Annotated in this window: 20 protein-coding genes and 2 riboswitches; of the genes, 9 read left to right on the top strand and 11 right to left on the bottom strand. The window is 43.7% G+C overall.

What is annotated here, in order from left to right; translation table 11 throughout:
• Window positions 1-20 precede the first annotated feature (20 nt).
• A complete protein-coding gene (locus M917_RS06225) occupies window positions 21-665 on the bottom strand; it encodes a hypothetical protein (protein ID WP_021813943.1) in 645 nt (214 codons plus the stop codon).
• Window positions 666-912: 247 nt separating this feature from the next.
• On the bottom strand, window positions 913-1,233 hold the full coding sequence (locus tag M917_RS06220) for a YcgL domain-containing protein (protein WP_021813942.1): 321 nt from the start codon (window positions 1,231-1,233) through the stop codon (window positions 913-915).
• 301 nt (window positions 1,234-1,534) lie between these two features.
• A riboswitch (glycine riboswitch) is annotated at window positions 1,535-1,700 on the top strand.
• A 54-nt stretch (window positions 1,701-1,754) separates the two neighbouring features.
• A riboswitch (glycine riboswitch) is annotated at window positions 1,755-1,914 on the top strand.
• Between the two features lie 171 nt (window positions 1,915-2,085).
• On the opposite strand from M917_RS06220, the gene gcvT reads away from it, so the two are divergent.
• The 5 genes from gcvT to M917_RS06195 all read left to right on the top strand — a co-directional run bounded on the left by gcvT (window position 2,086) and on the right by M917_RS06195 (window position 8,700).
• Window positions 2,086-3,264 carry a glycine cleavage system aminomethyltransferase GcvT gene (gcvT, locus tag M917_RS06215; RefSeq protein WP_021813941.1) on the top strand — a complete coding sequence of 393 codons (1,179 nt, stop codon included), beginning with the start codon at window positions 2,086-2,088 and terminating at the stop codon, window positions 3,262-3,264.
• Window positions 3,265-3,333: 69 nt separating this feature from the next.
• The gene (gene gcvH, locus M917_RS06210) at window positions 3,334-3,714 is read left to right on the top strand and encodes a glycine cleavage system protein GcvH (RefSeq protein ID WP_021813940.1); all 381 of its coding nucleotides are present in this window, start codon (window positions 3,334-3,336) and stop codon (window positions 3,712-3,714) included.
• 352 nt (window positions 3,715-4,066) lie between these two features.
• The gene (locus M917_RS06205; RefSeq protein ID WP_021813939.1) at window positions 4,067-4,825 is read left to right on the top strand and encodes a nitroreductase family protein; all 759 of its coding nucleotides are present in this window, start codon (window positions 4,067-4,069) and stop codon (window positions 4,823-4,825) included.
• A gap of 71 nt (window positions 4,826-4,896) precedes the next feature.
• Window positions 4,897-7,794: an aminomethyl-transferring glycine dehydrogenase gene (gene gcvP, locus M917_RS06200; protein ID WP_021813938.1), complete on the top strand. Its 2,898-nt coding sequence runs from the start codon at window positions 4,897-4,899 to the stop codon at window positions 7,792-7,794.
• A gap of 216 nt (window positions 7,795-8,010) precedes the next feature.
• Window positions 8,011-8,700, top strand: coding sequence for an esterase/lipase family protein (locus tag M917_RS06195; protein WP_021813937.1), 690 nt, complete (start codon window positions 8,011-8,013; stop codon window positions 8,698-8,700).
• 15 nt (window positions 8,701-8,715) lie between these two features.
• Here the strand turns inward: M917_RS06195 and M917_RS06190 are convergent, their stop codons facing one another.
• From M917_RS06190 to M917_RS06175, 4 genes are all read right to left on the bottom strand, one after another.
• Window positions 8,716-10,029: a ribonuclease D gene (locus tag M917_RS06190; RefSeq protein ID WP_021813936.1), complete on the bottom strand. Its 1,314-nt coding sequence runs from the start codon at window positions 10,027-10,029 to the stop codon at window positions 8,716-8,718.
• 125 nt (window positions 10,030-10,154) lie between these two features.
• Window positions 10,155-10,748: a recombination mediator RecR gene (gene recR / locus M917_RS06185; protein ID WP_021813935.1), complete on the bottom strand. Its 594-nt coding sequence runs from the start codon at window positions 10,746-10,748 to the stop codon at window positions 10,155-10,157.
• A 97-nt stretch (window positions 10,749-10,845) separates the two neighbouring features.
• On the bottom strand, window positions 10,846-11,175 hold the full coding sequence (locus M917_RS06180) for a YbaB/EbfC family nucleoid-associated protein (protein WP_021813934.1): 330 nt from the start codon (window positions 11,173-11,175) through the stop codon (window positions 10,846-10,848).
• 81 nt (window positions 11,176-11,256) lie between these two features.
• Window positions 11,257-12,531: an O-succinylhomoserine sulfhydrylase gene (locus M917_RS06175; protein ID WP_021813933.1), complete on the bottom strand. Its 1,275-nt coding sequence runs from the start codon at window positions 12,529-12,531 to the stop codon at window positions 11,257-11,259.
• 389 nt (window positions 12,532-12,920) lie between these two features.
• Here M917_RS06175 and M917_RS06170 point away from each other — a divergent pair, with 389 nt between their 5' ends.
• The 3 genes from M917_RS06170 (at window position 12,921) to dusA (ending at window position 17,274) form a co-directional block, all read left to right on the top strand.
• Entirely contained in the window at window positions 12,921-14,567 is a 1,647-nt protein-coding gene (locus tag M917_RS06170) for a phospholipase D family protein (RefSeq protein ID WP_021813932.1), read from the top strand.
• A 272-nt stretch (window positions 14,568-14,839) separates the two neighbouring features.
• Window positions 14,840-16,141 (top strand): MFS transporter, encoded by a 1,302-nt coding sequence (locus tag M917_RS06165; protein ID WP_040642136.1) that lies wholly within the window; start codon window positions 14,840-14,842, stop codon window positions 16,139-16,141.
• A gap of 161 nt (window positions 16,142-16,302) precedes the next feature.
• Complete coding sequence (dusA, locus tag M917_RS06160) at window positions 16,303-17,274, top strand: tRNA dihydrouridine(20/20a) synthase DusA (protein WP_021813930.1); 972 nt, start codon at window positions 16,303-16,305, stop codon at window positions 17,272-17,274.
• 60 nt (window positions 17,275-17,334) lie between these two features.
• Here the strand turns inward: dusA and M917_RS06155 are convergent, their stop codons facing one another.
• The 4 genes from M917_RS06155 to M917_RS06140 all read right to left on the bottom strand — a co-directional run bounded on the left by M917_RS06155 (window position 17,335) and on the right by M917_RS06140 (window position 23,459).
• The gene (locus M917_RS06155) at window positions 17,335-18,123 is read right to left on the bottom strand and encodes a CPBP family intramembrane glutamic endopeptidase (RefSeq protein ID WP_021813929.1); all 789 of its coding nucleotides are present in this window, start codon (window positions 18,121-18,123) and stop codon (window positions 17,335-17,337) included.
• A gap of 70 nt (window positions 18,124-18,193) precedes the next feature.
• On the bottom strand, window positions 18,194-19,084 hold the full coding sequence (locus tag M917_RS06150) for an alpha/beta fold hydrolase (RefSeq protein ID WP_021813928.1): 891 nt from the start codon (window positions 19,082-19,084) through the stop codon (window positions 18,194-18,196).
• 143 nt (window positions 19,085-19,227) lie between these two features.
• Complete coding sequence (gene sppA, locus M917_RS06145; protein ID WP_021813927.1) at window positions 19,228-20,283, bottom strand: signal peptide peptidase SppA; 1,056 nt, start codon at window positions 20,281-20,283, stop codon at window positions 19,228-19,230.
• A 194-nt stretch (window positions 20,284-20,477) separates the two neighbouring features.
• Window positions 20,478-23,459, bottom strand: a complete 2,982-nt coding sequence (locus M917_RS06140) for a ComEC/Rec2 family competence protein (RefSeq protein WP_021813926.1) — start codon at window positions 23,457-23,459, stop codon at window positions 20,478-20,480.
• 310 nt (window positions 23,460-23,769) lie between these two features.
• Here M917_RS06140 and M917_RS06135 point away from each other — a divergent pair, with 310 nt between their 5' ends.
• Entirely contained in the window at window positions 23,770-24,345 is a 576-nt protein-coding gene (locus M917_RS06135; protein ID WP_021813925.1) for a DUF2062 domain-containing protein, read from the top strand.
• 172 nt (window positions 24,346-24,517) lie between these two features.
• Here the strand turns inward: M917_RS06135 and M917_RS06130 are convergent, their stop codons facing one another.
• Window positions 24,518-24,835: a hypothetical protein gene (locus M917_RS06130; RefSeq protein ID WP_021813924.1), complete on the bottom strand. Its 318-nt coding sequence runs from the start codon at window positions 24,833-24,835 to the stop codon at window positions 24,518-24,520.
• Window positions 24,836-24,905: the final 70 nt, after the last annotated feature.

Raw genomic sequence — 24,905 nt, 5'->3', positions numbered from 1 at the left:
ATGGAAGTATGTTTATTAATCTATGGTTTATCAGCGTTTTCAGTGTTGGATTTTTTGGATAAAGTGCTGTCTTTTGTTAAGCTGACTCCAGTTGTAGGCTTAGCCGCTACAGGTGTTTTATTAGCTGGCTGAGTGCTGTCTGGCTGTTCATTCAGAGCCGCGCCTTCTGTCAAATAATTACCTGTCGTCAATTGCATCGTCGCTTGGGTATCCTCTGACGCACGACTGCGCGCCTTGTCCAAACTTGACTCAAATACACCGCGGATAAGCTGCCAAATAAAGCCCACAAACAGACCCACCACCAATACCACCAATATAGGCAGCATGTTGGTGATTGCGCCAGCGGTATCTTTCATCATAATCGCATAAACCACGCTTATGGTGGCTGGTGCAATCACGCTAGGGTCACCAAGAGCCGTACCGGGTGCTAACAAAACAGCAAATAAGATCATCCAACTCATACCACCCAAGGGACGCGGCAACATACGAGCGACCAGCAACCACAGCACCAACACGATAATGACACCACCAAGATAGGCATACATTGGTAAGTCTGCGGGCGGCACGTCTTTTACCAACTGTCCCCACCAAATAGCAATCTCGCCGAGAATATCACTGATGGCTTCTAACGGTAAGCTGTGTAAGATATTTTTTAACCAGTCCATGCGCGTTTCATTACCTGCGTTTATAAATGGTGCGACACGTTTTTGCGTTTAACCACATATGATACGTTCTGCCATACGATAAAGAAGACCGAATCATCAACATGCCCACTTGATAGGCTGCTAGTTTATCACGACTTACTATTGAAATGCATGTGAGCAAATGTGTCGTAAGCTTTTTAAAGATTGCTCCTTGACGAAGGCGTCAAAAACCATCTCTTAATAAACGCTTTAGAATAAAATAAGCTGACTAATCGTAAATATTGTCTTGTGCTTCGCGTGCACGCAGCTCCGCTTGGCGACGCATGACATCTTGCGGTGGCATTTGCACAAAATACCCTTGCGACTGTAGTTTTGCCAGTACCTCTTCTTTATTGACACGAGCAAGCGTTGGTGTGGTGGCCAAATCCAAATGCATGACAAACTTGCTACGACCTAAGCCTGCACGGAAGTCTTTTGGCAAGACACCAAGCCAATCCTTGAGCTCTTCGGTATCGTCAGGATAATCAGGACGTGCAATGTAGACATACATGTCATCGTGTTTGGGAAATTTATAAATATCGCAATGCATGAGAACACTCTCTTAGAAACTATCGTCATAGGTTAGCATATTTTAGGCAAATATCAGTAGTTGCTTTAAATTTTGCCATGGGTAGGGCGTGTTTGATAATTCAACCATGGCACTGACAGAGCCTATTTGTGAATATCAAACACGCCCTAATCGCTTTAATATTTATACAATACCTAGAAATAAAAGCACTCGAATACATTATTAAGTGACTGATTATCCTAAGGAAAGATCGGTTTTTTTAAAATTATCCATTTTAATATCGTTGATGACTTGTAAAAGCATCTGGAACCTTTCATAATAAAAGCGTTTTTCAGGAGAGAGTTTGTAGCCACTGTTATATTATAAAAAATATTATACAAAGACATCGTATCAACTGCATTGGTCATACGACGTCTATAATGGCTACATAACCACCGAAGGCGCATCTACCCTGCCAATCGCTCAGGTAAAAGGACTGAAAAACGCATGTCATTATGGTTTAGTGATGGGCTATCAATCCCACATGACACACAAACATAAGGCATAACAAATCTGGAGAGCGGTAAGAACGGACGACGTTTTACCCACCGAAGGGGAGAAAATGCGACATTATCTGATTTGGTTTTTAAAGGCTGATGCTTTTAAAAACAAGCAGTGATGGTTCGTGTTGAAAATCTCAGGTCACAGGACAGATAGGGCTTTTGCTTAAACCGACGTTTAGCGTATGTTTGGCTGACTGCTTTATATGTATTTTCTGTGCCACCCTTTGATGTAATATTTGCACCCTGCAATGTTGCTTCTCGCTACTATGATAATGCGCATCAGCCACTGTACTTTTATGAAGTGCGACTGATGTACACATAAGGATTTGTTATGACCGATACTCAAAACACCGCTTCTCAAAACCAAGCCCCTAAGCGCACGCCTCTTTACCAGTCTCACGTCGATAGTGATGGCAAACTGGTGGATTTTTCTGGCTGGGAATTGCCGATTCACTATGGTTCACAAATCGAAGAGCACGAAGCCGTCCGTACCGATGCAGGTATGTTTGACGTCTCACATATGGTCGTCACCGATATCAAAGGCGCTAACACCAAAGCATGGCTACAAAAACTACTGGCCAATGATGTCGATAAACTAAAAACCGTTGGTAAAGCGCTTTATTCTGGCATGCTAAATGAGCAAGGCGGTGTCATCGATGATTTGATTGTTTATCTAATGAATGATGACGCCACTGAATACCGTATCGTCTCAAACGCTGCTACCCGCGATAAAGACCTAGCACAATTCAATCACGTTGCTGAAGATTTCGACATCACCATCACCGAACGTCCAGAGCTTGCTATGATCGCGGTTCAAGGACCAAATGCGGTTGAAAAATTGGCACAAGCCAAACCCAGCTGGGCGGACACGTTAGCAGCGCTGAAACCTTTTGTTGGTGCTGATTTAACGGGCATCGAAGGTACAGACTGGTTTGTGGCGCGTACTGGCTATACAGGCGAAGATGGCGTCGAAGTTATCATGCATGGTGATGATGCCCCAGCGTTCTTTGAGCAACTAAAAGCCAATGGCATAAAACCTGCCGGTCTTGGTGCACGTGATACCTTGCGTATGGAAGCTGGCATGAACCTTTATGGTCATGACATGGACGAAACCATCAATCCTTACGAATGTAATATGGGCTGGACGCTCGCGCTAAAAGACGAGCGTGATTTTATCGGTCGCGCGGCATTGGTGAGCAAACGTAAACAAGCAAAAGACGACAACACTGCCATGAAACAAGTCGGCCTGCTATTGACGACGCGCGGCGTATTACGCGAAGGTATGACTGTCACGATCAATCAAGGCACAGATAAAGAACAAACTGGTATTATCACCAGTGGCACATTTTCCCCTAGCCTAAAAAACTCAATTGCCATTGCCCGTGTACCTGCCAGCGTATCAGAAGATGATAACGTACAAGTTGATCTGCGCGGCAAAGGTAAGTTCGTTGATGTGCGCGTTCTTAAACTACCGTTTGTCCGTAATGGCAAACAGCAGTTTGACTCGTAGGCTTTATAAATTCTATTATTAGCTTCCATTTTCTTTGTTAATTAACCTCTATCATTTAGGAGAGAGACCATGAGCAACATCCCAGCAGAATTAAAATACATCGCGAGTCACGAGTGGTTACGCCTAGAAGACGACGGTACGATCACGGTTGGTATTACTGACCATGCGCAAGACCTATTGGGTGACGTGGTATTTGTTGAGCTTCCTGATGTTGGTGACATCATCGCTGTTGATGATGAAATCTCAGTGGTTGAATCAGTAAAAGCCGCGTCTGACGTTTATGCCCCTCTCTCAGGTGAAGTGGTTGAAATCAATGAAGCGCTAGAAGATGATCCTGAAATCATCAACTCTGACCCGTATGGCGAAGGTTGGTTCTTTAGAATGAAGCCTGACAACATCGCTGACTACGAAGCACTAATGACTGCCGATGAGTACGAAAGCGACTTATAAGCAAAGCATTTTCTTAGTGAGTAGCGATATTTAGAGTGTATCGCGACTTACTGAGACACTAGCGCTTACAAGATACTAGAACTGACTGATCCTTATCGATACTGGCACCAGCTGGTATCTATATTCTTTATTTTGAAAATCCTTTCTTATCAAAAGCATTGGCTTATTCACCACGCTTGTTGTTTGAAAGCAGATTTATATATGTAGATCACCAACACTTATTATCGTCCGATATTATCGCTCCCAAGCGTTATCTCATTGACTCGTATTGCTCACCTGTTCGAATACCAATGAATACGTGCTATCAATGATGACTCACACGGATAACCCAATCCCCAGCATGGATCCTAATATGACAGCCAATAGTGACAATAAAGACAGCATTGCTACGCCCAATCATACGCCGCAGCTACAAGCGTTTCGCGATATCGTAGAGTCACGTCGCTCAGTGCGCCGCTTTACTGACACACCCATACCTGATGACGTACTAGCAGACTGTCTGCGTCTGGCCATGCTAGCACCAAACTCTAGCAACTTACAGCCGTGGGAATTTTATGTGATCGATGATGCTGACAATCGTAAGCAGGCAGTAAAGAACTGCATGAATCAAAACGCCGCAAAAACTGCCACCCGCTTAATCGCTGTCGTTGCCCGCACCGATATTTGGCATGAGCATGCCCAGCAGATTTTACGTGAGTATCCAGATAAACCTGTGCCAAAAAAGGTTAAAGACTACTACACCAAAGTCGTTGCTATGGATTTTTTGCGTGGCCCAGCCAATATGGTATCAGCCGCAAAATGGGGCGCAACGCAAGTGGTCAGACGCTTAAAAGGGCCGATCAAATCGCCTTACTATACGTTTGAAGACACCAAAAACTGGGCAACCAATAACACTGCACTTGCGGCCGAAAACCTTATGCTAGCACTACGCGCACATGGATTTGATAGCTGTGCGATGGGCGGCTTCGATGAGCCAGCCATGAAGCAATTATTAGGTTTAAGCGACGATCAGCACATCATTATGATGATTGGTGCAGGTGAGCGTGCTGACAATGGCATTTACAATACCCAATTCCGCTTTGATCAAGACCAGTTTGTACACTATGTATAGAAGCATTATATAAGTGCCGCCATTTATTATTTTAGTTCATCTTTTTATTACTCCCTGAATCAAGGACTGTCATGACTATCTCTCAAAAACCAACGTTTGATACCTTCAAAGGACTGTTCAACGAAGCTGAATTTGTCTATCGCCACCTTGGCTCAAATGATGCCAAACAAGCAGATTTACTAAACGCTGTTGGCTACAAAGATATGGCAAGTTTCATTAACGACACCGTGCCTGAGCCAGTACGCTTGCACAAAGAGTTGGACTTGCCAGTCGCGATGAGTGAGCACGCTGCGCTTGCCAAACTGCGGTTGATGGCAGATGACATCACAGTTAATAAAAGCTATATCGGTCAAGGCTACGCTCCTGTCCGTATGCCTGCGGTTATCCAGCGCAACGTCCTTGAAAACCCGGGCTGGTACACCGCTTATACGCCGTATCAAGCTGAAATCGCTCAAGGTCGCTTAGAAGCATTACTTAACTTCCAGCAAGTTTGTATTGATTTGACTGGTCTTGAGCTTGCTGGTGCATCGTTACTTGACGAAGCAACCGCCGCAGCTGAAGCCATGGCGATGTCAAAGCGTGTGAGCAAAAGCAAATCTATACAGTTTTTCGTTGATGATCGTGTTTATCCACAGACACTAGATGTTATTAATACTCGTGCTAAATACTTCGGTTGGGAAGTAGTCATTGGCGATTTTGAAACGGCTAAATCTGGCGACTATTTCGGTGCGTTGTTTCAATACGTGGGTGCTGAGGGCGATGTTAAAGACTTAACGGACGTCATTGCCGCAGTTAAACAAAACAAAACGTATGTCAGTGTCGTAAGCGACATCATGAGCTTAGTGCTATTGAAATCACCAGCCGATATGGGCGCAGATGTGGCGCTAGGTAGCACCCAGCGTTTCGGTATTCCCATGGGTTTTGGGGGTCCACATGCCGCTTATTTTGCTTTCTCTGATAAAGCCAAGCGCTCTGCCCCCGGTCGTATCATTGGTGTGTCAAAAGACTCGCAAGGCAATACTGCCCTCCGCATGGCATTACAAACGCGTGAGCAGCATATCCGCCGCGAAAAAGCCAACTCAAACATCTGTACCTCACAAGTGTTGCTAGCCAACCTTGCTGGTATGTATGCCGTCTATCATGGTCCAGAGGGTGTGAAGCGTATTGCAACTCGTATTCATGCATTTGCCACTGCGTTTGCCACGGTTATCAAAGAAGCGAATGATGGCAGCCTCAACGTGGTACACGATCAGTTCTTTGACACGGTCGTCGTTGATTGTGGTTCAGAAAAGCTTGCCACACAAATTTTTGAAAATGCAGACAATGTTGGCTATAACCTCTGGCGTCTTGGCGACACCAAACTGAGCGTGGCTTTTAGTGAGACCAGTGACCAGACAGACTTTGAGGTTTTAACTCAATTGTTTGTGAGCAAAGCACACAGCCTACCTGAAGCAGCTAGCGTGTCTCTTGATAGCGCACACTTACGTACTGACGATATCTTGAGCCATCCAGTATTTAACTCGCATCACACCGAGCATGAAATGCTGCGCTACTTAAAATCGCTTGAAGACAAAGATTTGGCGATGAACCGCAGTATGATTTCACTTGGCAGCTGCACCATGAAACTCAACGCCACCAGTGAGATGCTACCGATCACTTGGCCTGAGTTTGCCAATGTGCATCCGTTTGCGCCGCGCGATCAAGTCACTGGTTATATTGCGATGATTGATAGCTTGCAAGATCAATTAAAAGCCATTACCGGTTTTGACGATGTGTCTATGCAGCCAAACTCTGGTGCTTCTGGTGAATATGCTGGTCTACTGGCGATTCGCCGTTATCATGAATCATTAGGCGAGACCAATCGTGATGTTTGCTTGATTCCAATGTCAGCACACGGCACCAACCCTGCTACCGCCATGATGATGGGCATGCAAGTGGTCGTGGTCAAGACTGATGAAAATGGCAACGTGGATATCGATGATTTAACCGCTAAATGTGAAGAGCACAGCGAGCGTTTGGGTGCTTTGATGATCACTTACCCATCGACGCATGGTGTGTTTGAAGAAGGTATCCGTCATATTTGCGATTTGACTCACAAGCATGGCGGTCAGGTCTATATGGATGGCGCTAACATGAATGCTCAAGTCGGCATGATGCAGCCTGCCGATGTCGGTGCAGACGTCCTACACATGAACTTGCACAAAACCTTCTGTATCCCGCATGGTGGCGGTGGTCCAGGTATGGGCCCTATCGGTATGAAGGCACATTTGGCACCATTTATGGCCAACCATACCTTAAGCCCTGTACATAATGCGCAAAAAGACTGCTCAGCGGTATCGGCTGCCCCTTATGGTTCAGCGAGCATTTTGCCTATTTCATGGATGTACATTGCCATGATGGGCCGTGATGGTTTGCTAAAAGCGACAGAGTTGGCATTACTAAATGCCAACTACGTAGCAGCGCAGCTAAAAGGTCACTACCCTGTATTATATGCAGGCAAAAACGGCCGTGTGGCTCACGAATGTATCATCGATATTCGTCCGTTAAAAGAAGAAACTGGCATCTCCGAAAGCGATATCGCTAAGCGCTTGATGGATTATGGTTTCCACTCACCAACGATGAGTTTCCCAGTAGCAGGCACACTCATGATTGAGCCAACAGAGTCTGAGTCCAAAGAAGAATTGGATCGTTTTATTAGTGCGCTAAAATCCATCAAAGCTGAAGCCATGAAAGCCAAGGCAGGTGAAGATGACTGGACACTAGAAGACAACCCATTGGTCAATGCTCCGCATACTGCTGCCATGATTACTAGCGAAGATTGGACACATCCATACAGCCGTGATACTGCTGCATTCCCGCTACCTTACATCCGCGCAAACAAATTTTGGCCAAGTGTGGCACGTGTCGATGATGCGTATGGTGATAAAAACCTTATGTGTTCTTGCCCAAGTATTGAAAACTATTTGTAATCACAGTTTTTGATATTCCCTAACTCATATGATATAAAAAACCGCCAAGTCAGCAGCTGATTTGGCGGTTTTGTTTTGCTCTATACACCTGTACTTTCTATTTATCATCATTAATAATATAAACTATAAATTAGACAATTAATAAGTGCTTAACAAGACATCAGCAACTTATCTCATTAAAATAATATCATTTGAATTACTTTTTTGGAATTAACTATGCAACAAAAAAATCGCGTCATTCTCATCCATGGTCTGCATCAAACGGCTTGGATCATGCGACCACTCGCTAAGCGCTTGCAAGCAGCAGGTTTTACTACTCATCAATATGGCTATCGTAGTATGCGTGATGGTATTAAGGTAAATAGCGCGCACCTTAACGAATGGCTAGAACAAAACCACCATCCTGATGAACCAATAGATCTCGTTGGCCACAGTTTGGGCGGTTTGATCATTCGAGACTTTGTCGCGCAATATCCCAAGTGGCAGATTGGTCGCTGCGTCACGCTTGGCACGCCGCATGTAGGCAGCGTGTGTGCCGATTATATTTGGCGATTGACCCCAGCTATTGTGGGACGCTCGTATATTGATGCGTTAGATGGAACGGTCGTGCCATTACCGAATCACATTACCCTTGGAGTGATCGCTGGTAACCGTCCTTACGGTTTGGGTCAAATGTTTTTGCAGTATCATAATCGCAAGCAGCGCAAATCCAACAAGCCGCCACTTAAAGAGCAGCTTGCGCACGATGGCACAGTATATATAGAAGAAACCAAAATTGAGGCAGCGGCAGATCATATTGTCATGCCAGTCTCGCACACTGGCTTGTTGGTTGATAAGCAAGTCGCTGCACAGACGTGCTATTTTTTACAATATGGGCAGTTTGAACATGAAACGCTTAATCGCTAAGATTTCTGACATTCATTAAACCCTAATACCCATGCCTTGTTGCAATTCGGTTTTATGTTTTTCGATAACTGGAATCAACGTCTGTACAACCCACTCATTGCGCCAACCCTTTAACCCTTGTGGCAGATTACTCATATCTTGATCAAAAGCAATCACTTCATACAGCTGCCCTAGCCACTTTTTACGCATCAACACACTGGCAGGTACGCCGATAGTTCGTGCATAGTCATCAATAGCTTGTTGCACCGCTTTTGACAGGACTTTGTTTTTTGAACGATAAGGCGGTAGCAGACAGTCTGGATGCTCAGCAGGGTGAAGGTTTTTTGCTTCTTTTATTACCTTGAGCAGCTCTTCACCATATAGACGCAGCATACTACGATGCATTGTAGTTTTGTGCGCAAGCTCTCGCATATTGCTCGGCTTTTCAGTGATAATTTCACGAACGGCTTGTTTTTTGATGACAAACGTACGCGGCTGATTGGTCGCGCGCGCCAGCTCTTCACGCCAAGTAGCCACTGCTTTTAGTATCGCCATTTGCTGTGAATTATAACGATAATCCGCCATTGTTAGGTACATTGCTTCATCTTCAACCTGCTGTGAGGCATACAAGTCGCTGGCATAAAGCTGACAGTCTGCCCATACATAATCGTATAAACCCTGCTTTTTTAGCTCGTACTCAAGGCTTAAATATAGCGCTGGCAAAAATCGTACGTCATCAATTGCATACTGCTCTTGCTCATCTGATAGCGGACGCTGAAGCCAGTCTGATTGGCTTTGTTCTTTATCAATATGCATATCCAACTGGTCATCAAGCGCCTGCTGATAGCCCATTTGCAATTGACCTGTTACATAAGACAACGCAATCTGCGTATCAAAAATATTGGTCAATGGTGGGCAACCAGACAACAAATAAAAAATACCCAAATCCTCACCGCAAGCGTGCCAGATAGCGACATCAACTTTGCTAAGTGCTTGCCAAAAATCTCCTAACTGCAACTGCGGTGCATCGAGCAAATAAATGTGATTGCCAGTATTTAGCTGTACCAGTGCCAGACGTGGATAATAAGTATCGCGCTTGATAAACTCAGTATCTAATGCCACGCGCCCGCAAGTGGCTAATGCATCAATCACTTCTTGTAGCTGGCTTTGCTCACGCACCCAAGTGACAATAGCATCATCAGCAATATCTAGTAACGCATCGATATCTGGCGCTGATAACAACTCTGCTGACGTCATATCAGTACCACTGGATGGTGTTGATAAATCATCAGTAGTCGCATTATCTGAAAGGTTTGACTGGGTGGAGGTAATTGAAGCATTGTTGGACACGGGCAGATACCTGCATAAATAAAAGGAAATAAAACGCTAAACCGCGTCTTAATAAAATTAAAAGGGAAAACAATTATAACAATTTCAATAAATAAAATGAGCAAGACTTTAATGCGTTAACAGCACTATAAAAAAGAGCGATTTTGCATGGCTTGACCGAGTGTCATGCTATCCAGATACTCAAGCTCGCCGCCCATTGGTACGCCTTGCGCCAAGCGAGTCACTTTATTGACATGACGGCTGACCGCCTCACTGATAAAGTGCGCGGTGGTTTGACCTTCCACGGTCGTACCTGTCGCCAGTATCAGCTCCTCAACGGGTTCTTGTCTGACCCGCCATACCAGCTGATCAATATTTAAGTCATCGGCGCTAATCCCATCGATAGGGGATAAATGACCACCCAGCACAAAGTAGCGACCACGGTAGCCTGCTGTCTGCTCAATCGCCATCACATCTGCGGCTGTCTCGACCACACAAAGCAAATTATCATCACGTCTCGGATCCTGACATAGCGGACAAATATCCTCATCACTAAAACTATGACAGCGCTGACATTCAACAATATCGCGCATGGCATCATCTAGTGCTTGAGCAAGCGCCATGCCTTGTGGCCGTTTTTTACTAAGCAGATGTAGTGCCATTCTTTGCGCGCTTTTTTGACCAACACCTGGCAAGATACGCAGCTGTTTGACCAGCTGATCAAATTTAGCTGTAAGCAACGTTACTTCCTTTATTTAAAAACCGTAGCTATAAAAATGGGGTCATATCGCATCGATAACAACCCCATTTTTGTCTTCAGTATGAAGTATTTAGCGCTTAGAACATGCCTTGCATACCTGGTGGTAGACCCATGCCTGAGGTCGCGCCCGCCATGGTTTCTTCGTATAGCTCGTCTGCTTGACGAACGGCATCATTGATAGCCGCAGCGATAAGATCTTCGATCATATCTGGCTCATCTTCTAGCAAGCTTGGGTCGATAGTCAGACGTTTAACCACATGACGACCTGTCATGGTGACTTTGACCAGACCACTGCCCGCTTCTGCGTGTACTTCTTTGTTGGCAAGCTCTTTTTTGGCGCTTTCAACGTTTGCTTCGACTTTCTTTTGCATCGTTTGGGCTTGTTGCATCAATGCTTGAATGTTCATAATTGCCTCTTTGTCTTATAATAATAAATGGAATACGTTACATGTTGAACTAAAATGCTGACCACGATTATACCGCTATATTTACAAACTGTCTAAACCACGTGCCAAGTCTTTGATAATATCTTCTACATCTTCCAAACCTACTGACAGACGAATGAGACCATCTTTGACACCTGCTTCAGCGCGAGCCTCAGCGGTCAGGCGGAAATGCGTGGTGGTTGCAGGATGGGTAATTGTGGTTTTGGCATCGCCCAAGTTATTGGTAATGGAGACCATTTGTGTCGAATCAATCACATGCCAAGCAGCTTCTTTTGTATCGCGACTATCAGATACCTTGACCTCAAAGCCCATGATAGCACCATAGCCATCTTTCATATGATGTTGACGCGTAGCAAGTTCATGCGCGGGATGATCGCTCAAACCTGAGAAATGTACCGTACTGACATTGGGATGATTGACCAAAAAGTCTGCCACTTGATTGGCATTATGACAGTGCGCTTGCATACGTAGTTTAAGCGTCTCTAACCCCTTGGTAAACACCCAAGCATTAAAAGGACTCATGCTGATACCGCCTGAGCGTACTACGGTAAATGCTTCTTGCATCAGCGCATCACTACCGACCAGCGCACCGCCCAATACTCGACCTTGTCCGTCCAGATATTTGGTGGCAGAATGAATGACGACATCGGCGCCCAAATCTAACGGACGTTGCAGCGCTGGCGTGGCAAAGCAATTATCAACCACCAACAATATGTCATTGGCTTTGCACAGTTGACTCAGATAACCGATATCGCAAATCTGCGCCAATGGATTGCTCGGACTTTCGCAATAAATCACTTTGGTGTTGGGCTGAACCGCCTTTGCCCATGCCTCATTATCAAAGCAATCGACGTAGCTGACTTCCACGCCAAACTTGGCCATATAGTTATTAAATAAACCAATAGAGGAGCCAAACAGTTGATTGGCTGCGAGCAGATGATCGCCTGCTTTTAAATACGCCAAGCACATGGTCAGAATCGCGCCCATACCTGACGCTGTCGCCACCGCTCGCTCACCGTTTTCTAATGCGGCCAAACGGCGCTCAAACGTGCGTACGCTTGGATTGGTATGACGTGAGTAGACATTACCAGTCTTGGTGCCATCAAAATGGGCGGCGGCGTCAGCTGCTGATTGGTAAACATAAGAGCTGGTGGTAAAAATAGGTTCTGAGTGTTCGCCTTCATCTGTACGGTGTTGTCCGGCGCGCACGGCAATGGTCTGCATACCATAATCAAGCCCTAAATCTAAGGCATCATTGCGCCAATTTGGATCTAATGTATTCAAATTACTCTCATCTTGCATTTGTGACTGGCTCATAGATCTTCCATTGCTTTGGTGGGTATAAAATGAATGTTTATTTTTTAATTATCGATTTGGTGCAGCAGCATTATCATATCATGCCAACTTATTCCAAACAGCTGGTTTCAGGTGAGTGCTATAGTCGATACTCAATAAAGTGGATACCCTACATTAGTATGCGTAACTGTAAGGTTTTAAATTCATCCCTAAATTCAATAAAAATAACGTATTTATAATAGGCACAGAGGGTTACAGCTGCTAAGCTTAGCGGCAATTTGGATTTTGCCTTGGACGAGATTATCATACGCTTAATAATCAGTGCTATCATCCACAAAAACAGACTAAAATTTCAAGATCATTTTTGGCTCATGCTTCGTTATATTAAGGCTCATTAAGGTAACTCATTTATGTCGATGTTCAGTATGGAACCAAGCAATTTATCGTTGAGTCTAGCACTCGGCCTAACCTTGGGTCTTAGTGCCTGTCAGAGTTTACCTAAGCAGCCACACCTGCCTGAAAGCCAAGCTTTATCAGCGCGAGTAAATGCCTTATACCAATCAGAAACTGGCCAAAAAATCGGACAAAGTGAAGCTTTAACAACTACTGCTAATAGTGTGGATCTGGTTGCAGCCATTAGTGAGCAAAATGACATCCATCCTGATTTATCAGGCTATCACCCCATCGTAACGGGTGCCAATGCGTTTGCCTCTCGCAGTATTTTAACAGATATGGCCACACGCAATATCGATGCCCAGTATTACATTTGGCACAATGATCAAGCTGGTCAACTATTATTAAAAGCTCTGTGGCAAGCTGCTGAGCGCGGCGTGATTGTACGATTACTAATAGATGATTTCAATAATGACGCCAAACTTGATCAGCATTTATTGCGTTTTTCTAGCCATCCTAATATTGCCGTACGTATCATCAATCCATTAATGCACCGTAAGTTTCAGGCGTTGAACTATGTTACTGGTTTGCCGCGTATCAATCGCCGCATGCACAATAAAAGCATGACCTTTGATAAACAAATCACTATCATTGGCGGACGTAATATCGGCAATGAATATCTCAGTAACGATCAAAATAGCCAATTCGCAGATTTGGATGTCTTGCTCATTGGTAAAGTGGTCGCAGATATCGATAACAGCTTTGCAAGTTATTGGTCATCACCTTTATCATTTGATATCGAAACGCTAGTCACATCTAATAGCAGCACATCTGACTTTTTAGCAGCATTAGACAAGCTCGACCAAGAAGAAAACGCCAATAATAATAGCAACTTGGCTGTATATAAAGCCGCTATCAAAGACTCGACGATAGACAGTGACTTACTTAATAAGCGCGTGCCCTTTCGCTGGGCAGACATGCAGTTTTTGAGTGACGATGTGGGTAAATTAACCAAAACCGTTCCAACTGAGACCAATTTGGTGCATCAACTCCGCACCTTATTAGGCCGACCCACCAAACAGCTGACCATTATTTCCTCTTATTTTGTGCCAACCAAGGATGGCGTCGATACTTTAGTGCAGTTAGCTGAGGCTGGTATTGACATCAAAATTTTAACCAATTCATTTGATGCCACTGATGTGACCGCTGTGCATTCTGGCTACAGCCAGTGGCGTCCTAAACTGTTGCGATCCGGTGTCAAAATTTATGAGTTAAAATCGACCGCGTCTGAAGAGCAACGGGAAAACAAACTATGGAAAGCCCGCAGTCAATCCTCCACCAGCTTACATGCAAAAACTTTCGCCGTTGATGACTATCAAGTTTTCATTGGCTCATACAATGTCGACCCGCGTTCCGCCAATATCAATACCGAGATGGGCGTGATTATCAATGATAATGAGCTGGCAAAACAGTTGCATGGTGCGCTTAGCGATGACTTGTTAAACCAAGCTTACGAAGTCAAATTATTGGACAATGGCAAGCTACAGTGGCACACCATGGAAGAAGATAAAAAAGTGGTTTACGATTCAGAACCACGTGTCGATATCAGTGATCATGTTTGGCTTACTATCATGTCGTGGCTGCCGATTGATTGGCTACTATGACTATGATGACAGCGTCTAAAAAGTCGTCAAAAGACTTAGTCATTGACATTGAAATATCAGCAAAACTGTTTAATGAACTGCTTTTAACTTAAATGCTTTTAATTTATATGTTTATTACAAAAATTATTACTAAATTAATGTTTAGCGCAAATACCTTTATTTTTTCGGCAAATCATTATTTATTTATACTGATTTGTCGTTTTTTATTATAGCCAGTTATCTAGATAATAACCGTCTTAACGAGCACTTTTATATGTGGATACGCACTTATTATGCCTTCTCGTTCTCAATATGCTTTAATGTCTTCTAAAGACAGAAATACAGTCCTGTTTATATGCTTTAGTTGTGCCGTCGCGTTTTTTGATTTTTTGATTTATTTGTATCTCTCAGACGTTGTGGCAGCCGCTTTCTTTCCTACCAATATCAATCCTGATATCACAAAAATACAGGGTCTTGGGGTTTTTGCGATTGGTTATTTGGCACGTCCTTTTGGCGGCATCGTATTTGGTCGGTATGGTGATATTAAGGGCCGAAAACCCATACTTTTAATCAGCTTATTAGTGACAATAGGTAGCTTATTGGCTATGGCCTGTCTGCCGACGTATGCACAATGGGGATGGCTCGCGCCAGTCCTATTTATTACGTTAAGGCTTATACAAGGCGTCGCATTTGGGCTGTTTGTACCACTCGCTTGGGTTTTTGTGGCAGAGCATGTTCCGCGTCAATACCTATCGGTAGCCTGTAGCTATGTTACAGCCAGCTTTTATGTGGGCGTACTGTTTTCTAATGCCTTTTTTCTTTGGCTAACGAACTCCATGACTACTGAACAATTAGCTGATTACGGTTGGCGCTTGCCTTTCTTGGTTGCCGCTGTTTTGAGTCTGTTGCCGCTATTAGCATGGCGATGGATCGATGAATCACCATTTTTTATTGAAATGAAAAAATCCAAACCGAGTGACTATGTTGCTAAGCCTTTTCGCCTGCTACTTAAGCATTGCAAACACTCAATATTTATCGGAATGGTACTCACTGTTATCATTTCTAGTATTACCACTGTTATTGTGCTTTTGTTACCTGATTTAATTGAATTACGCTTTACGCTGGACGGTGATTTGTTTGATTTTTCGCACAGCTTAGGTATTGTATTTATGATTTTTGGCTGTGTATTCTACGGAATAATATCCAATCATCAAAACTTCGGAAAAATTCTGGCGATTGGTTCTATTTTATTAATCGTTCAAATATTTGCGTTTTTTTACCATTTGCAGGGAAGCGGTGACTACATTTTGATTATGTATGCGCTTTTGGGTTTTTGTGCCGGCATCGTCGGTATGATACCCGCTATCCTTGTTCAGTTATTTCCAACCAATGTACGACTCACTGGAATGGCTTTTTGTTATAATATGGCCTACGGTATTGTGGGTGTACTCGTCCCTTTCGGGCTTGGCTACGCCACTCTATATGTAAGTTTTGCACCTGCACTGTATATTGCTTTCATCGGTTTTATTGGCATCATCATGGGCATTTACTTTTATAATTTGCCTGAATTCAAAAAAATCGATCACGTCATCTAGCCAATAGTACATGACTATGAGCGACTTTTTTTATGTTGCACTGGTGATATCGATTAAATGTAGGTGCAACCGTATCTTGTATTCATTGCATCTTATACTTTTATTTGACATAAAACGTTCGAGCTAAGATTCAAACATTCAAAGATTAAGGCTTAATGACCATGGTTGATATGACCAATAAGCGCCTCTCAGTTGCGCCTATGATTGACTGGACAACGACAGATTACCGTTATTTTGCGCGGCTTTTTAATCCTCATGTGTATCTCTATACCGAGATGATTAGTACTGGCGCGCTGATACATGGCAATCGAGCGCGGCATTTGCGCTTTGATACAAGCGAACACCCTATTGTGTTGCAGCTTGGCGGAGCAGATATTGCTGAGATGACTCAATGTGCTGAATTTGCTCAGCAGCATGGCTATGACGAGGTCAATATCAATGTTGGTTGCCCGTCTGACCGTGTACAGCACAATAAAATTGGGGCTTGCCTCATGGCAGAGCCAAATATTGTCGCAAACTTGGTAAAACACATGCAAGCGGCTGTCGATATCCCAGTAACGGTAAAACATCGTATTGGTATTGATGATTTTGACAGTTATGAGTTTATGGTAGATTTTGTACAAACGGTGGCTGCTGCTGGTTGTACGCGATTTATCGTCCATGCACGAACTGCGTGGCTGCAAGGGCTTAGCCCCAAGCAAAACCGCGAGATACCACCGCTGCGTTATGAGGATGTTTACCGCCTTAAACAAGACTTCCCTGAACTTGAGATTGAGATAAACGGTGGTATTGATACTATCGCTGATATTGAGGCGCATTTGCAACATGTCGATGGGGTGATGATTGGCCGCGCCTTTTATCACAACCCTTATCTGTTAGCAGAAGCGAATCGATTATGGGGCGAGCCTGTGCCCAAACGTTCAGACATTTTAGAGCAACTCTATCCTTATCTAGAAGAGCAAATTGCTAAAGGAGAAGCGCTACCAACGATGACACGACACTATTTGGGGCTATTTCAAGGACTCATGGGGGCACGCAAATGGCGACAGGCTTTGAGTGGTAAGCCTCAGCTAACGATCAATGATATCAAACGGGCGGCCGATGAGGTGTTACTGTTAAATCCTGATGCCTAATCACATGTATAAACATTGAGATGACCATAAGGACGTGTTGAGCGTCACGAGTAATTATTCCTAAGCGACTTGCGTGATATACAGCCACATAGCTGCGCCATTATTGACAATGTGTAATAACATGGGCAGTAATAACGAACCCGATTTGACACGCGCATAGCAAAATATCAGTGCCAATACCACAATGGTACTGATTTCATAGATACCGTACTGAACATGAATCACTGCAAAGATCAAACTCGTCACCATACTTGCGACGACTGCACCGCGATATTCTGAAGATGATGGCACAGCAAACTGCTCTGCAATAGCCGACCACAAGATACCGCGAAAGATCAATTCTTCATATAGTGGTGCGACAATCACCATGGCAAAGACCAGCAGCCATACTGAACTAACAGACTGATACAACGGATCTACGAATACCAGTGGTGTCTCATCAAGCAAATAAGTCAACGCCTGACTGCCAATCATAAATATCAATAGCAACCCAAGCATGCCCATGCCTACTGCAAAGGAAAAAGGCTTTAGCGCCAGATACTGACGACTATTGCCGCCTCTTAACCGAATCACTAAAATGCTAATCGCTACTAAGAGCACGCAACCAATAATGATAGATAAGCTCACCACGGTGCCATCGTTGCTACCAAAAAAGAATATGTCGGCGACTGTTGCGTTTTTAGTCGCTGGTAATACCAATTTGCCAGCAACATACACTCCTAGCAACTGACTGACAAAAAACACCATCACCATGCCTACCGTCAGTAAAAATGCCCCCAAACGTGAAAATAGTGGGGCTGTCTTAGCTGTCGTCGTCAAATTATGTGAAGCGATAACGTCTTTTAGCATAATATCGTAACTCAAAAAGTGCTCTATCAGTCCATGTCTATCATAAACGTGAACCATAAATAATCGATGACTAATTTGGCAATTGCTGCTTAATCACTGTCAGTACTTGCTGCGCAACAGAGTCTGGATGCTCAAGCGGAAACATATGGCCACCAGCATGAGTCTGATAAGGAATACCCAATCGTGATTTGACTTGCTGAGGAAAGCGACGTTTTAAAAAGAGGCTATCTTCGCCAATAATCAATGTCACAGGCGACTTAGGCGCACGATTTGGAGCAAGCCAATACCAAGAAGGATTGGTACGAAACACCGCCACTTCGTTATCCTTAGGAATGGCCAATGTCACCTTACCATCTGCACGCGTATGTAAACCATGATCGATGTATCCTTGGAAACTGCGCTCATCAAAATTTTTAAAAAACCCTTTGTGGCGCATTTTTTCATAAGCTTCTGCGCAGCTATCCCACACGTCACGGCGATACTTAGACACGCCAGCTGGTGATAATTTATCTATCAAACGGTTATTCATCCATGGCAATTTATCCGCTGTCTTGGCCAAATGCCATAGCAAGCTGACTTTACCATAAATCCAAGGCGGATCCATCAATACCGCTTGGGCAAAGTATTTGGGCGCACGGTACAAAGCTTGCAACGTACACATAGCACCAAGCGAATGACCAACCCCTATTACTTGAGTGACTCCATGCTTCTCGCAGGTGTTTTTTACGCTATCGATGATTTGCTGCGTGAGACTACGCCAATGGTCATCCACCGGATAATCAGGCGTAGCACCCAACATCGCAATATATTCAATCGTAAAAAATTCCGCCAAACTGTCAAAAAATGATTGATAAACGGCACTTGGCATACCATTGGCGTGGGCAAAATGAATAACAGGTTTTTTGGTTATTTTAGAAACAGGTAGCGCAGCAAAGGTCTGCAAAATTATTTTATCACTCATGACAAATTCTCATTGACTCACTATTATAGGTATTCTTATGGTTGCTCAATTTTACATATACTTTTTTACATATAAATAAGGCTGAGCATAATCAAACGCTCAGCCTTAACAATCATACACTCTAAATCTAAAACATAAAATGCCTAGCGCATCTGCGCATTACCCTCTTCTTGCGGTAAGACATCAAGACTGACACTAGAGCCAATGCCTGCACCCAATTTAACAGCAAAGCGATCCATAAACATTTGGAACGGATCTGTTGGGCTATAATTCACCACAGTATCAATCTCTAGCTGTTTTTCTAGGCTTGCGATGCTGCCCTTCTTATCTGCCAAACCTAGCTCTATAGATTGCTCACCTGTCCAAAATAAACCTGAAAACAGTTTGTTTTGCTCAGGATTTTTTAGACGATCACCGCGGCCTTCTTTTACGGCATTGATGAAATGCTTGTGCGTATTGGCAAGCACACCTTCAACATGATTTTCTTCATAATCGGTCAATGGGCGCGACAAGCTCAAGATGTCTTTGTATTCGCCAGCCGTGATGGTGCGATCTTCTACGCCAACCTTATCCATTAAGCCTTCAATATTGTAGCTTGGCATAATGACACCAATAGAACCGACCAAACTTGATGGATTGACATAAATCTCATCTGCTGCAGAAGCAATATAATAGGCGCCTGACGCACCAATATCACCGATAACTGCATAAAGCTTTTTGTCTGGATACTCTTTTCGAAGGTCCATCATGGTCTGCCAAATTTCATCAGACTGTACAGGTGAACCACCGGGAGAGTTAATATCTAACGCCACCGCTTTTGAATTACTATTTTCAAAGGCCCGAGTCAATGCCTCGTTGACATCATAAGCATTGGCCACATCGCCGCTACTAATGACACCTTGCAGCTCAACCACGGCTAAATGTGGTCTGCTGGTATCGACCCCATCTAAACCTGTTGGCGCTTGACTGGTGCAACCACGACCCAGCAGCAAAAATATTAGTAAGATATAACCAAAGGTCAATAGTTTAAAAAAGATACTCCAGCGACGGGCGCGGCGTTGCTCAACCACACTTGCCAATAAAGTGTTTTCCAGCACTCGCCATTCTTGGCCACTCGGCGCGTTTGGTTGCTGATTTGGCGTTGGCTGATTTGGCGAATTATCAGGACGTTTGTTAGGGTCTGGTGGCCAGTTGGGCATATAACTTCCTAAGTCAGAAACAATCTAAAACAGTAAAAAGATGATATTAATAGCTACAGCTAGAGGAAAATATCCTCTAGCCTTATCCATCATCTGTATTAATAGGCTGCTAAGTATGGTCGCATTTCCATCATGGTTCAATAGTATAACTGTGAAATATCACCATATTATAATCGTACAAGACACTGAAACTTTTAAGGCGGCGCATTGCCAATATCGCCAGTGTCAGTGATAGCATTTTCGGTGATAGCGTTGTTGGTAATAGCATTTTTAGCAATAGTTTCTAGAGATAACGCCAATTCTAACGCTTTATCATCATAAGTGATGATTTCATGTATTCTCTGCCGATTTATCACATCAGCCGTAATACGCGATGCACTATGACCAAGCCATGTAGCCTCACTATACGCGGGCTTTTCATAGAGTGGCTCGGCCAAACACAGCAATGACCACATTTGCCAAACGCGCTGATGCGTATCTGCATTTAAAATAATGCGTGCCAAAGACTCTTCTGCTTGAGGTGCCGTCGATTGAGTCTTTGACATAAGCGTTTGAGCGGTGATAGGTGCTGACTTGAGTGGCTCAGCAGCATTGTATTTTAACACACGTATGGGCAAGCGTGTATCGATAGCCACGGTGCAATCCCAGATACTGGCATCGCCTATCTTGCGCCAGCCTGTCAATGCTTGTATGGATAAATCGCCAGTCGGCAATTGCCATATTTTGCCTTGTTCGCAATGCTGTGCGCTAATATTTGACTTACCCTTATATTGGCTGACAACTCTATAAGCTCGCTGAAGGTCAGGCCACCGATCAGAGCGCCCTGCTTGCCAATATTGACTGATTGGTAACCGCTGAGTTAAATGGGCAACTGTCACCGGTAGTAGCTCAGAAGTAAGAGCATGAGAGGCAGTGCGCTTATTATCAGTAGTAAGCGTAGCCGTTAAGCCAACACTACTACTCTGTACGATGATGCCTTCTAATCTATCAACCGATAAGCTGCCCAATTGCTGCTCTAGTGTCGTAGCAAGTTTGTCTGCTGTCAGAGTACTTGGCATCGTACGTGTGGTGGTAGGTCTGTGATCGGCTAGAAACAACCAACTGGTATTTTTCTTATTATTGTCTGTCACTGATGATTGTCCATTATTATCTTTACTGGCCTTATCATTACCCACAATAGGATACTGCAACAAGACAGCACTCACATAACGGTCGCCCGTTGGCAAAACATATAACGTTGGTATCGTAACTAGTGATTGCTGATTGGCATATATCGTCATCATTAACAAGGTTAGAGGCGGAAGGGTCAGCCAGCGACTGATAAAACCTCGTGGTAATAACCAAGGCAATATGCTTAATAATACCATGAGCAGCATGGCTGTATTTACGGGTGTATATAGCCATGCTTTTGATAACGCTGCTGCTGACGTTAGCCATATTATCAGCTCATGCAAGCCAGCCACTATGGCAATAACGAGCGTCCAAATACTATTGGCTAGCGCAGGTGATAAAAGATAACACAGCCCAGCCAATAGATTAAGCGGCACAATCACCCAGCCAAACAGACCAATGGCAAACAGATTGATAAGCAAACCCCACAGCGACGCTTTGCCAAACAATAATAGCGTGATGGGCAATAAGGTAATAAATAACCAAAACTGTAACTTAAAAAGACGTTTAAGAATTGTCCAAAGACGCTGAGCAACAGCATTTACTGTACTGGTTTTATGGATAGATGCCGCTAGAGGTGTGACAGTGGGTTGCGAATACTTGTAGGCCGTATCGTCATACTTGAGTAATAATGCCACTGCAATAAAGGATAACCAATAACCTGCCTGCCATAGTACGTAAGGATCCTGCCATGCCATCAACACTGCCAACGCAAACAAAACCCGCATAGTGCTGATAGGCAATAACGTTAGGCGTACCAAACCTATCGCTAACAACATCCATGCAGTACGGGCAGCCGGCACATCGAAGCCAGTAAACAGCGCATAAATAAAAGCAGCCCCAATCATTACCCACCAGCGTACTTGCCAACGTGGAATATAACGATAAACCTTTGGGCACAGTCGATCAAAAAGCAATGCAGCCATACCAGCCAGCACAATCGCCAAAAACAAAACATGTGTACCTGATATAGCAAGCAAATGCGAGATACCAGCCAGTTGATAGAGGTCTTTAGTATCACGATTGATTAAACTGCGGTCACCTGTGAGCAAGCTTAGTGTGACAGCCTTTGCTTGCTGTGCTGCGGTGGTCTGCGCTGACCAATTCTGATAAAAGTACTGTCGTAATTGCCAACGACCTTGGTCTATGCGGGTACGAAAACGCTTGAAATATGAGTCAGAGGAAGATACCAATGCTGATGAATGGACATTATTAAGAGGCGATGTGCTGGTCACCAATATATTCGCCACCCCATCAATGTGACGACCTCGTAGCCAGCGATAGCTGTCAAAACCAGTCGGATTGTTTATCGCTTGCTCAGAAGTGGCAAGAGGCGCAAGGGTTAAGCTCATAAACAGCTGAGCGCCTGGTTGCAGATGATTTAAGCGGGCAAGTTGGCTGTTATTCGAAGGGTTTTTAGATGATGGCTTTGATGATTGTTTTGGGTAAGCATTAAGTAACACACGATATTTTCTATCATTATGCTTATCTTTGTCTAAATCAGCAACTGTCATCCTATCCAAATCTTCAGTGGTTAACGCAGATACTAAAGGTGATATATGGCTAATGGTAGCAACTTGTCTATAGCCACTGTCTGTAGCGACATCATAGACGCTATCACCTATCCCATCAATAGTCACCAATGCTTGCACACGCATGGGTTCAGTGACTTTGGTCGCTTCCGCCCGTTGATGGCTAACCAGAGCTTGCAGGGCACTACCAGTAATTAGCCCGATGGCTATTATTGCTATCAGGATATGGTTAAAAATACGAAAAACAGGTTTAGCGTTACGAGAGGAAGCGCTAGAAGCATTTGTGGTATGTATGGCAGGTATATTGAATTGGGTAAGAACAATCAGAATGATGGCGAGCGTCACCAGTGATAGAGGCAGAACAGCAGTATTGGCAATATCTATCATCGCACTAATGGGCATCGCCATACTATCCGCGACTGCCAACACGCCCATCATAAAAACAATAATCAAACCACCAATCAACCAGTACACCAACGCTCCTTACTTGATGATTTATATCTTATAATACTGTTAGATAGAGCAACTTATTATCATGAGCTGTTATTTATTATCGCAAATAAGTATCTGAGCACCAACATATGCCCAAATCAGACACAGCAACTGATACGTCAGGCAATAGCATTTATATTTATATTACCCTATACTGATTAGAAATATCGCTATGACGATAATCTAACACTATTACCCCAGATACCTTATAACCGTATTTTACTAACAATATCATTCCACACCAGCCCACCAATACGATTGAGCTGACTGGTTAACGATTAAAGGCGATCCTGTGCCCCAAAAACGTCTAAAAGAACTGCTTCCTACACCAGAGAAAATCCTAGAAAGCCGCACCTTAAAATTGTTCGCACCGCATTTGGCTGATCCACGATTATGGCACTTTAATCGTCATAGTCTAAATAAAGCCGTATACATTGGAGTGCTTAGTGCATTTTTTCCATTACCAGGACAGATGCTATTGGCACTGATCGGATCATTAATTTTTCGCGCCAATGTTCCATTGGCAATTGGTCTGACTTGGATTACCAATCCCCTCACTAGCCTGCCTATTTTTTATGCAGGCTACTATATAGGTGCCAAAATCATTGATGTCCCGATGATTAGTCTACGACTCATCGGTAGAATGATTGCTGACTTTAGTTTATGGGCACTATCAGATGGTGCCAATCCATTCATTACCTACCGTGGCACTGTCTCAATTGCTGCATTTTGTATAGGACTAACCATTTTAGCAATTATAACCAGCATTATTTGTGGTTTGGTATTTAAGGCAGTTTGGCGTTATAGAACCGTTATCAGCTGGCAAAAACGACAGCAAGAATCATCTAACAAACCGCCCGAATCTTAATAGAGTCAAACTGTTATTAACTCACTAACAGGTCAAGCTCAGCGAATCAGTGTTTATTAGTACTGACTCGCTAACGATACTAACGAGGTAGAACCTACCCTTCATTGCTTTGTTTTTTATCGATACCCTCTGGCATTAATAAGGTCTTGTGAATTAAAGGCATCACTTTTATTTATAACAATCCGTTTTGCTCTTTATGATTATCTATAGCTGCCTTAACGTTATCGCCAAGGTTAGTATCCATTACGAAAACCTCAATCACTTTATCATCTTTAAGTAGCGTATAGCGCTTACCTGTTGCACTATCTTGCGCTTTTAGATTGTAATCTGCCCCAGCCAAAGTGATGGCATCAAAAACAGGCGTTAACAGCTCTATTTGTGCCTGTTTATCAATCGTATCGAACAGTGTCGAATCCATGTAGGGCTTTAATGGTTCAACACCTTCTTCAGCACTACCAAAAGCAGCAATTGGATCATCATTTTCGTTCATGGTATCTATCCTCATAAAGTAAGTAAGGCTAAAGGCTGTCGCCCTTTTTTATATTTTATTGACTATTCTT

It is taken from the genome of Psychrobacter aquaticus CMS 56 (assembly GCF_000471625.1).
GTDB lineage: Bacteria > Pseudomonadota > Gammaproteobacteria > Pseudomonadales > Moraxellaceae > Psychrobacter > Psychrobacter aquaticus.
Note: the sequence above shows the minus strand (reverse complement) of the source record. Positions and strands in the feature narration are given on the sequence as shown.

What these genes read in the sequence shown, in the direction of transcription:
- M917_RS06130 (WP_021813924.1), bottom strand. Translation starts at nt 24,835, where the DNA reads ATGAACGAAAATGATGATCCAATTGCTGCTTTTGGTAGTGCTGAAGAA.
- M917_RS06220 (WP_021813942.1), bottom strand. Translation starts at nt 1,233, where the DNA reads ATGCATTGCGATATTTATAAATTTCCCAAACACGATGACATGTATGTC.
- gcvH (WP_021813940.1), top strand. Translation starts at nt 3,334, where the DNA reads ATGAGCAACATCCCAGCAGAATTAAAATACATCGCGAGTCACGAGTGG.
- M917_RS06175 (WP_021813933.1), bottom strand. Translation starts at nt 12,531, where the DNA reads ATGAGCCAGTCACAAATGCAAGATGAGAGTAATTTGAATACATTAGAT.
- M917_RS06225 (WP_021813943.1), bottom strand. Translation starts at nt 665, where the DNA reads ATGGACTGGTTAAAAAATATCTTACACAGCTTACCGTTAGAAGCCATC.
- M917_RS06180 (WP_021813934.1), bottom strand. Translation starts at nt 11,175, where the DNA reads ATGAACATTCAAGCATTGATGCAACAAGCCCAAACGATGCAAAAGAAA.
- M917_RS06195 (WP_021813937.1), top strand. Translation starts at nt 8,011, where the DNA reads ATGCAACAAAAAAATCGCGTCATTCTCATCCATGGTCTGCATCAAACG.
- M917_RS06155 (WP_021813929.1), bottom strand. Translation starts at nt 18,123, where the DNA reads ATGCTAAAAGACGTTATCGCTTCACATAATTTGACGACGACAGCTAAG.
- M917_RS06170 (WP_021813932.1), top strand. Translation starts at nt 12,921, where the DNA reads ATGTCGATGTTCAGTATGGAACCAAGCAATTTATCGTTGAGTCTAGCA.
- gcvP (WP_021813938.1), top strand. Translation starts at nt 4,897, where the DNA reads ATGACTATCTCTCAAAAACCAACGTTTGATACCTTCAAAGGACTGTTC.
- M917_RS06150 (WP_021813928.1), bottom strand. Translation starts at nt 19,084, where the DNA reads ATGAGTGATAAAATAATTTTGCAGACCTTTGCTGCGCTACCTGTTTCT.
- M917_RS06165 (WP_040642136.1), top strand. Translation starts at nt 14,840, where the DNA reads ATGCCTTCTCGTTCTCAATATGCTTTAATGTCTTCTAAAGACAGAAAT.
- gcvT (WP_021813941.1), top strand. Translation starts at nt 2,086, where the DNA reads ATGACCGATACTCAAAACACCGCTTCTCAAAACCAAGCCCCTAAGCGC.
- M917_RS06205 (WP_021813939.1), top strand. Translation starts at nt 4,067, where the DNA reads ATGACAGCCAATAGTGACAATAAAGACAGCATTGCTACGCCCAATCAT.
- sppA (WP_021813927.1), bottom strand. Translation starts at nt 20,283, where the DNA reads ATGCCCAACTGGCCACCAGACCCTAACAAACGTCCTGATAATTCGCCA.
- dusA (WP_021813930.1), top strand. Translation starts at nt 16,303, where the DNA reads ATGGTTGATATGACCAATAAGCGCCTCTCAGTTGCGCCTATGATTGAC.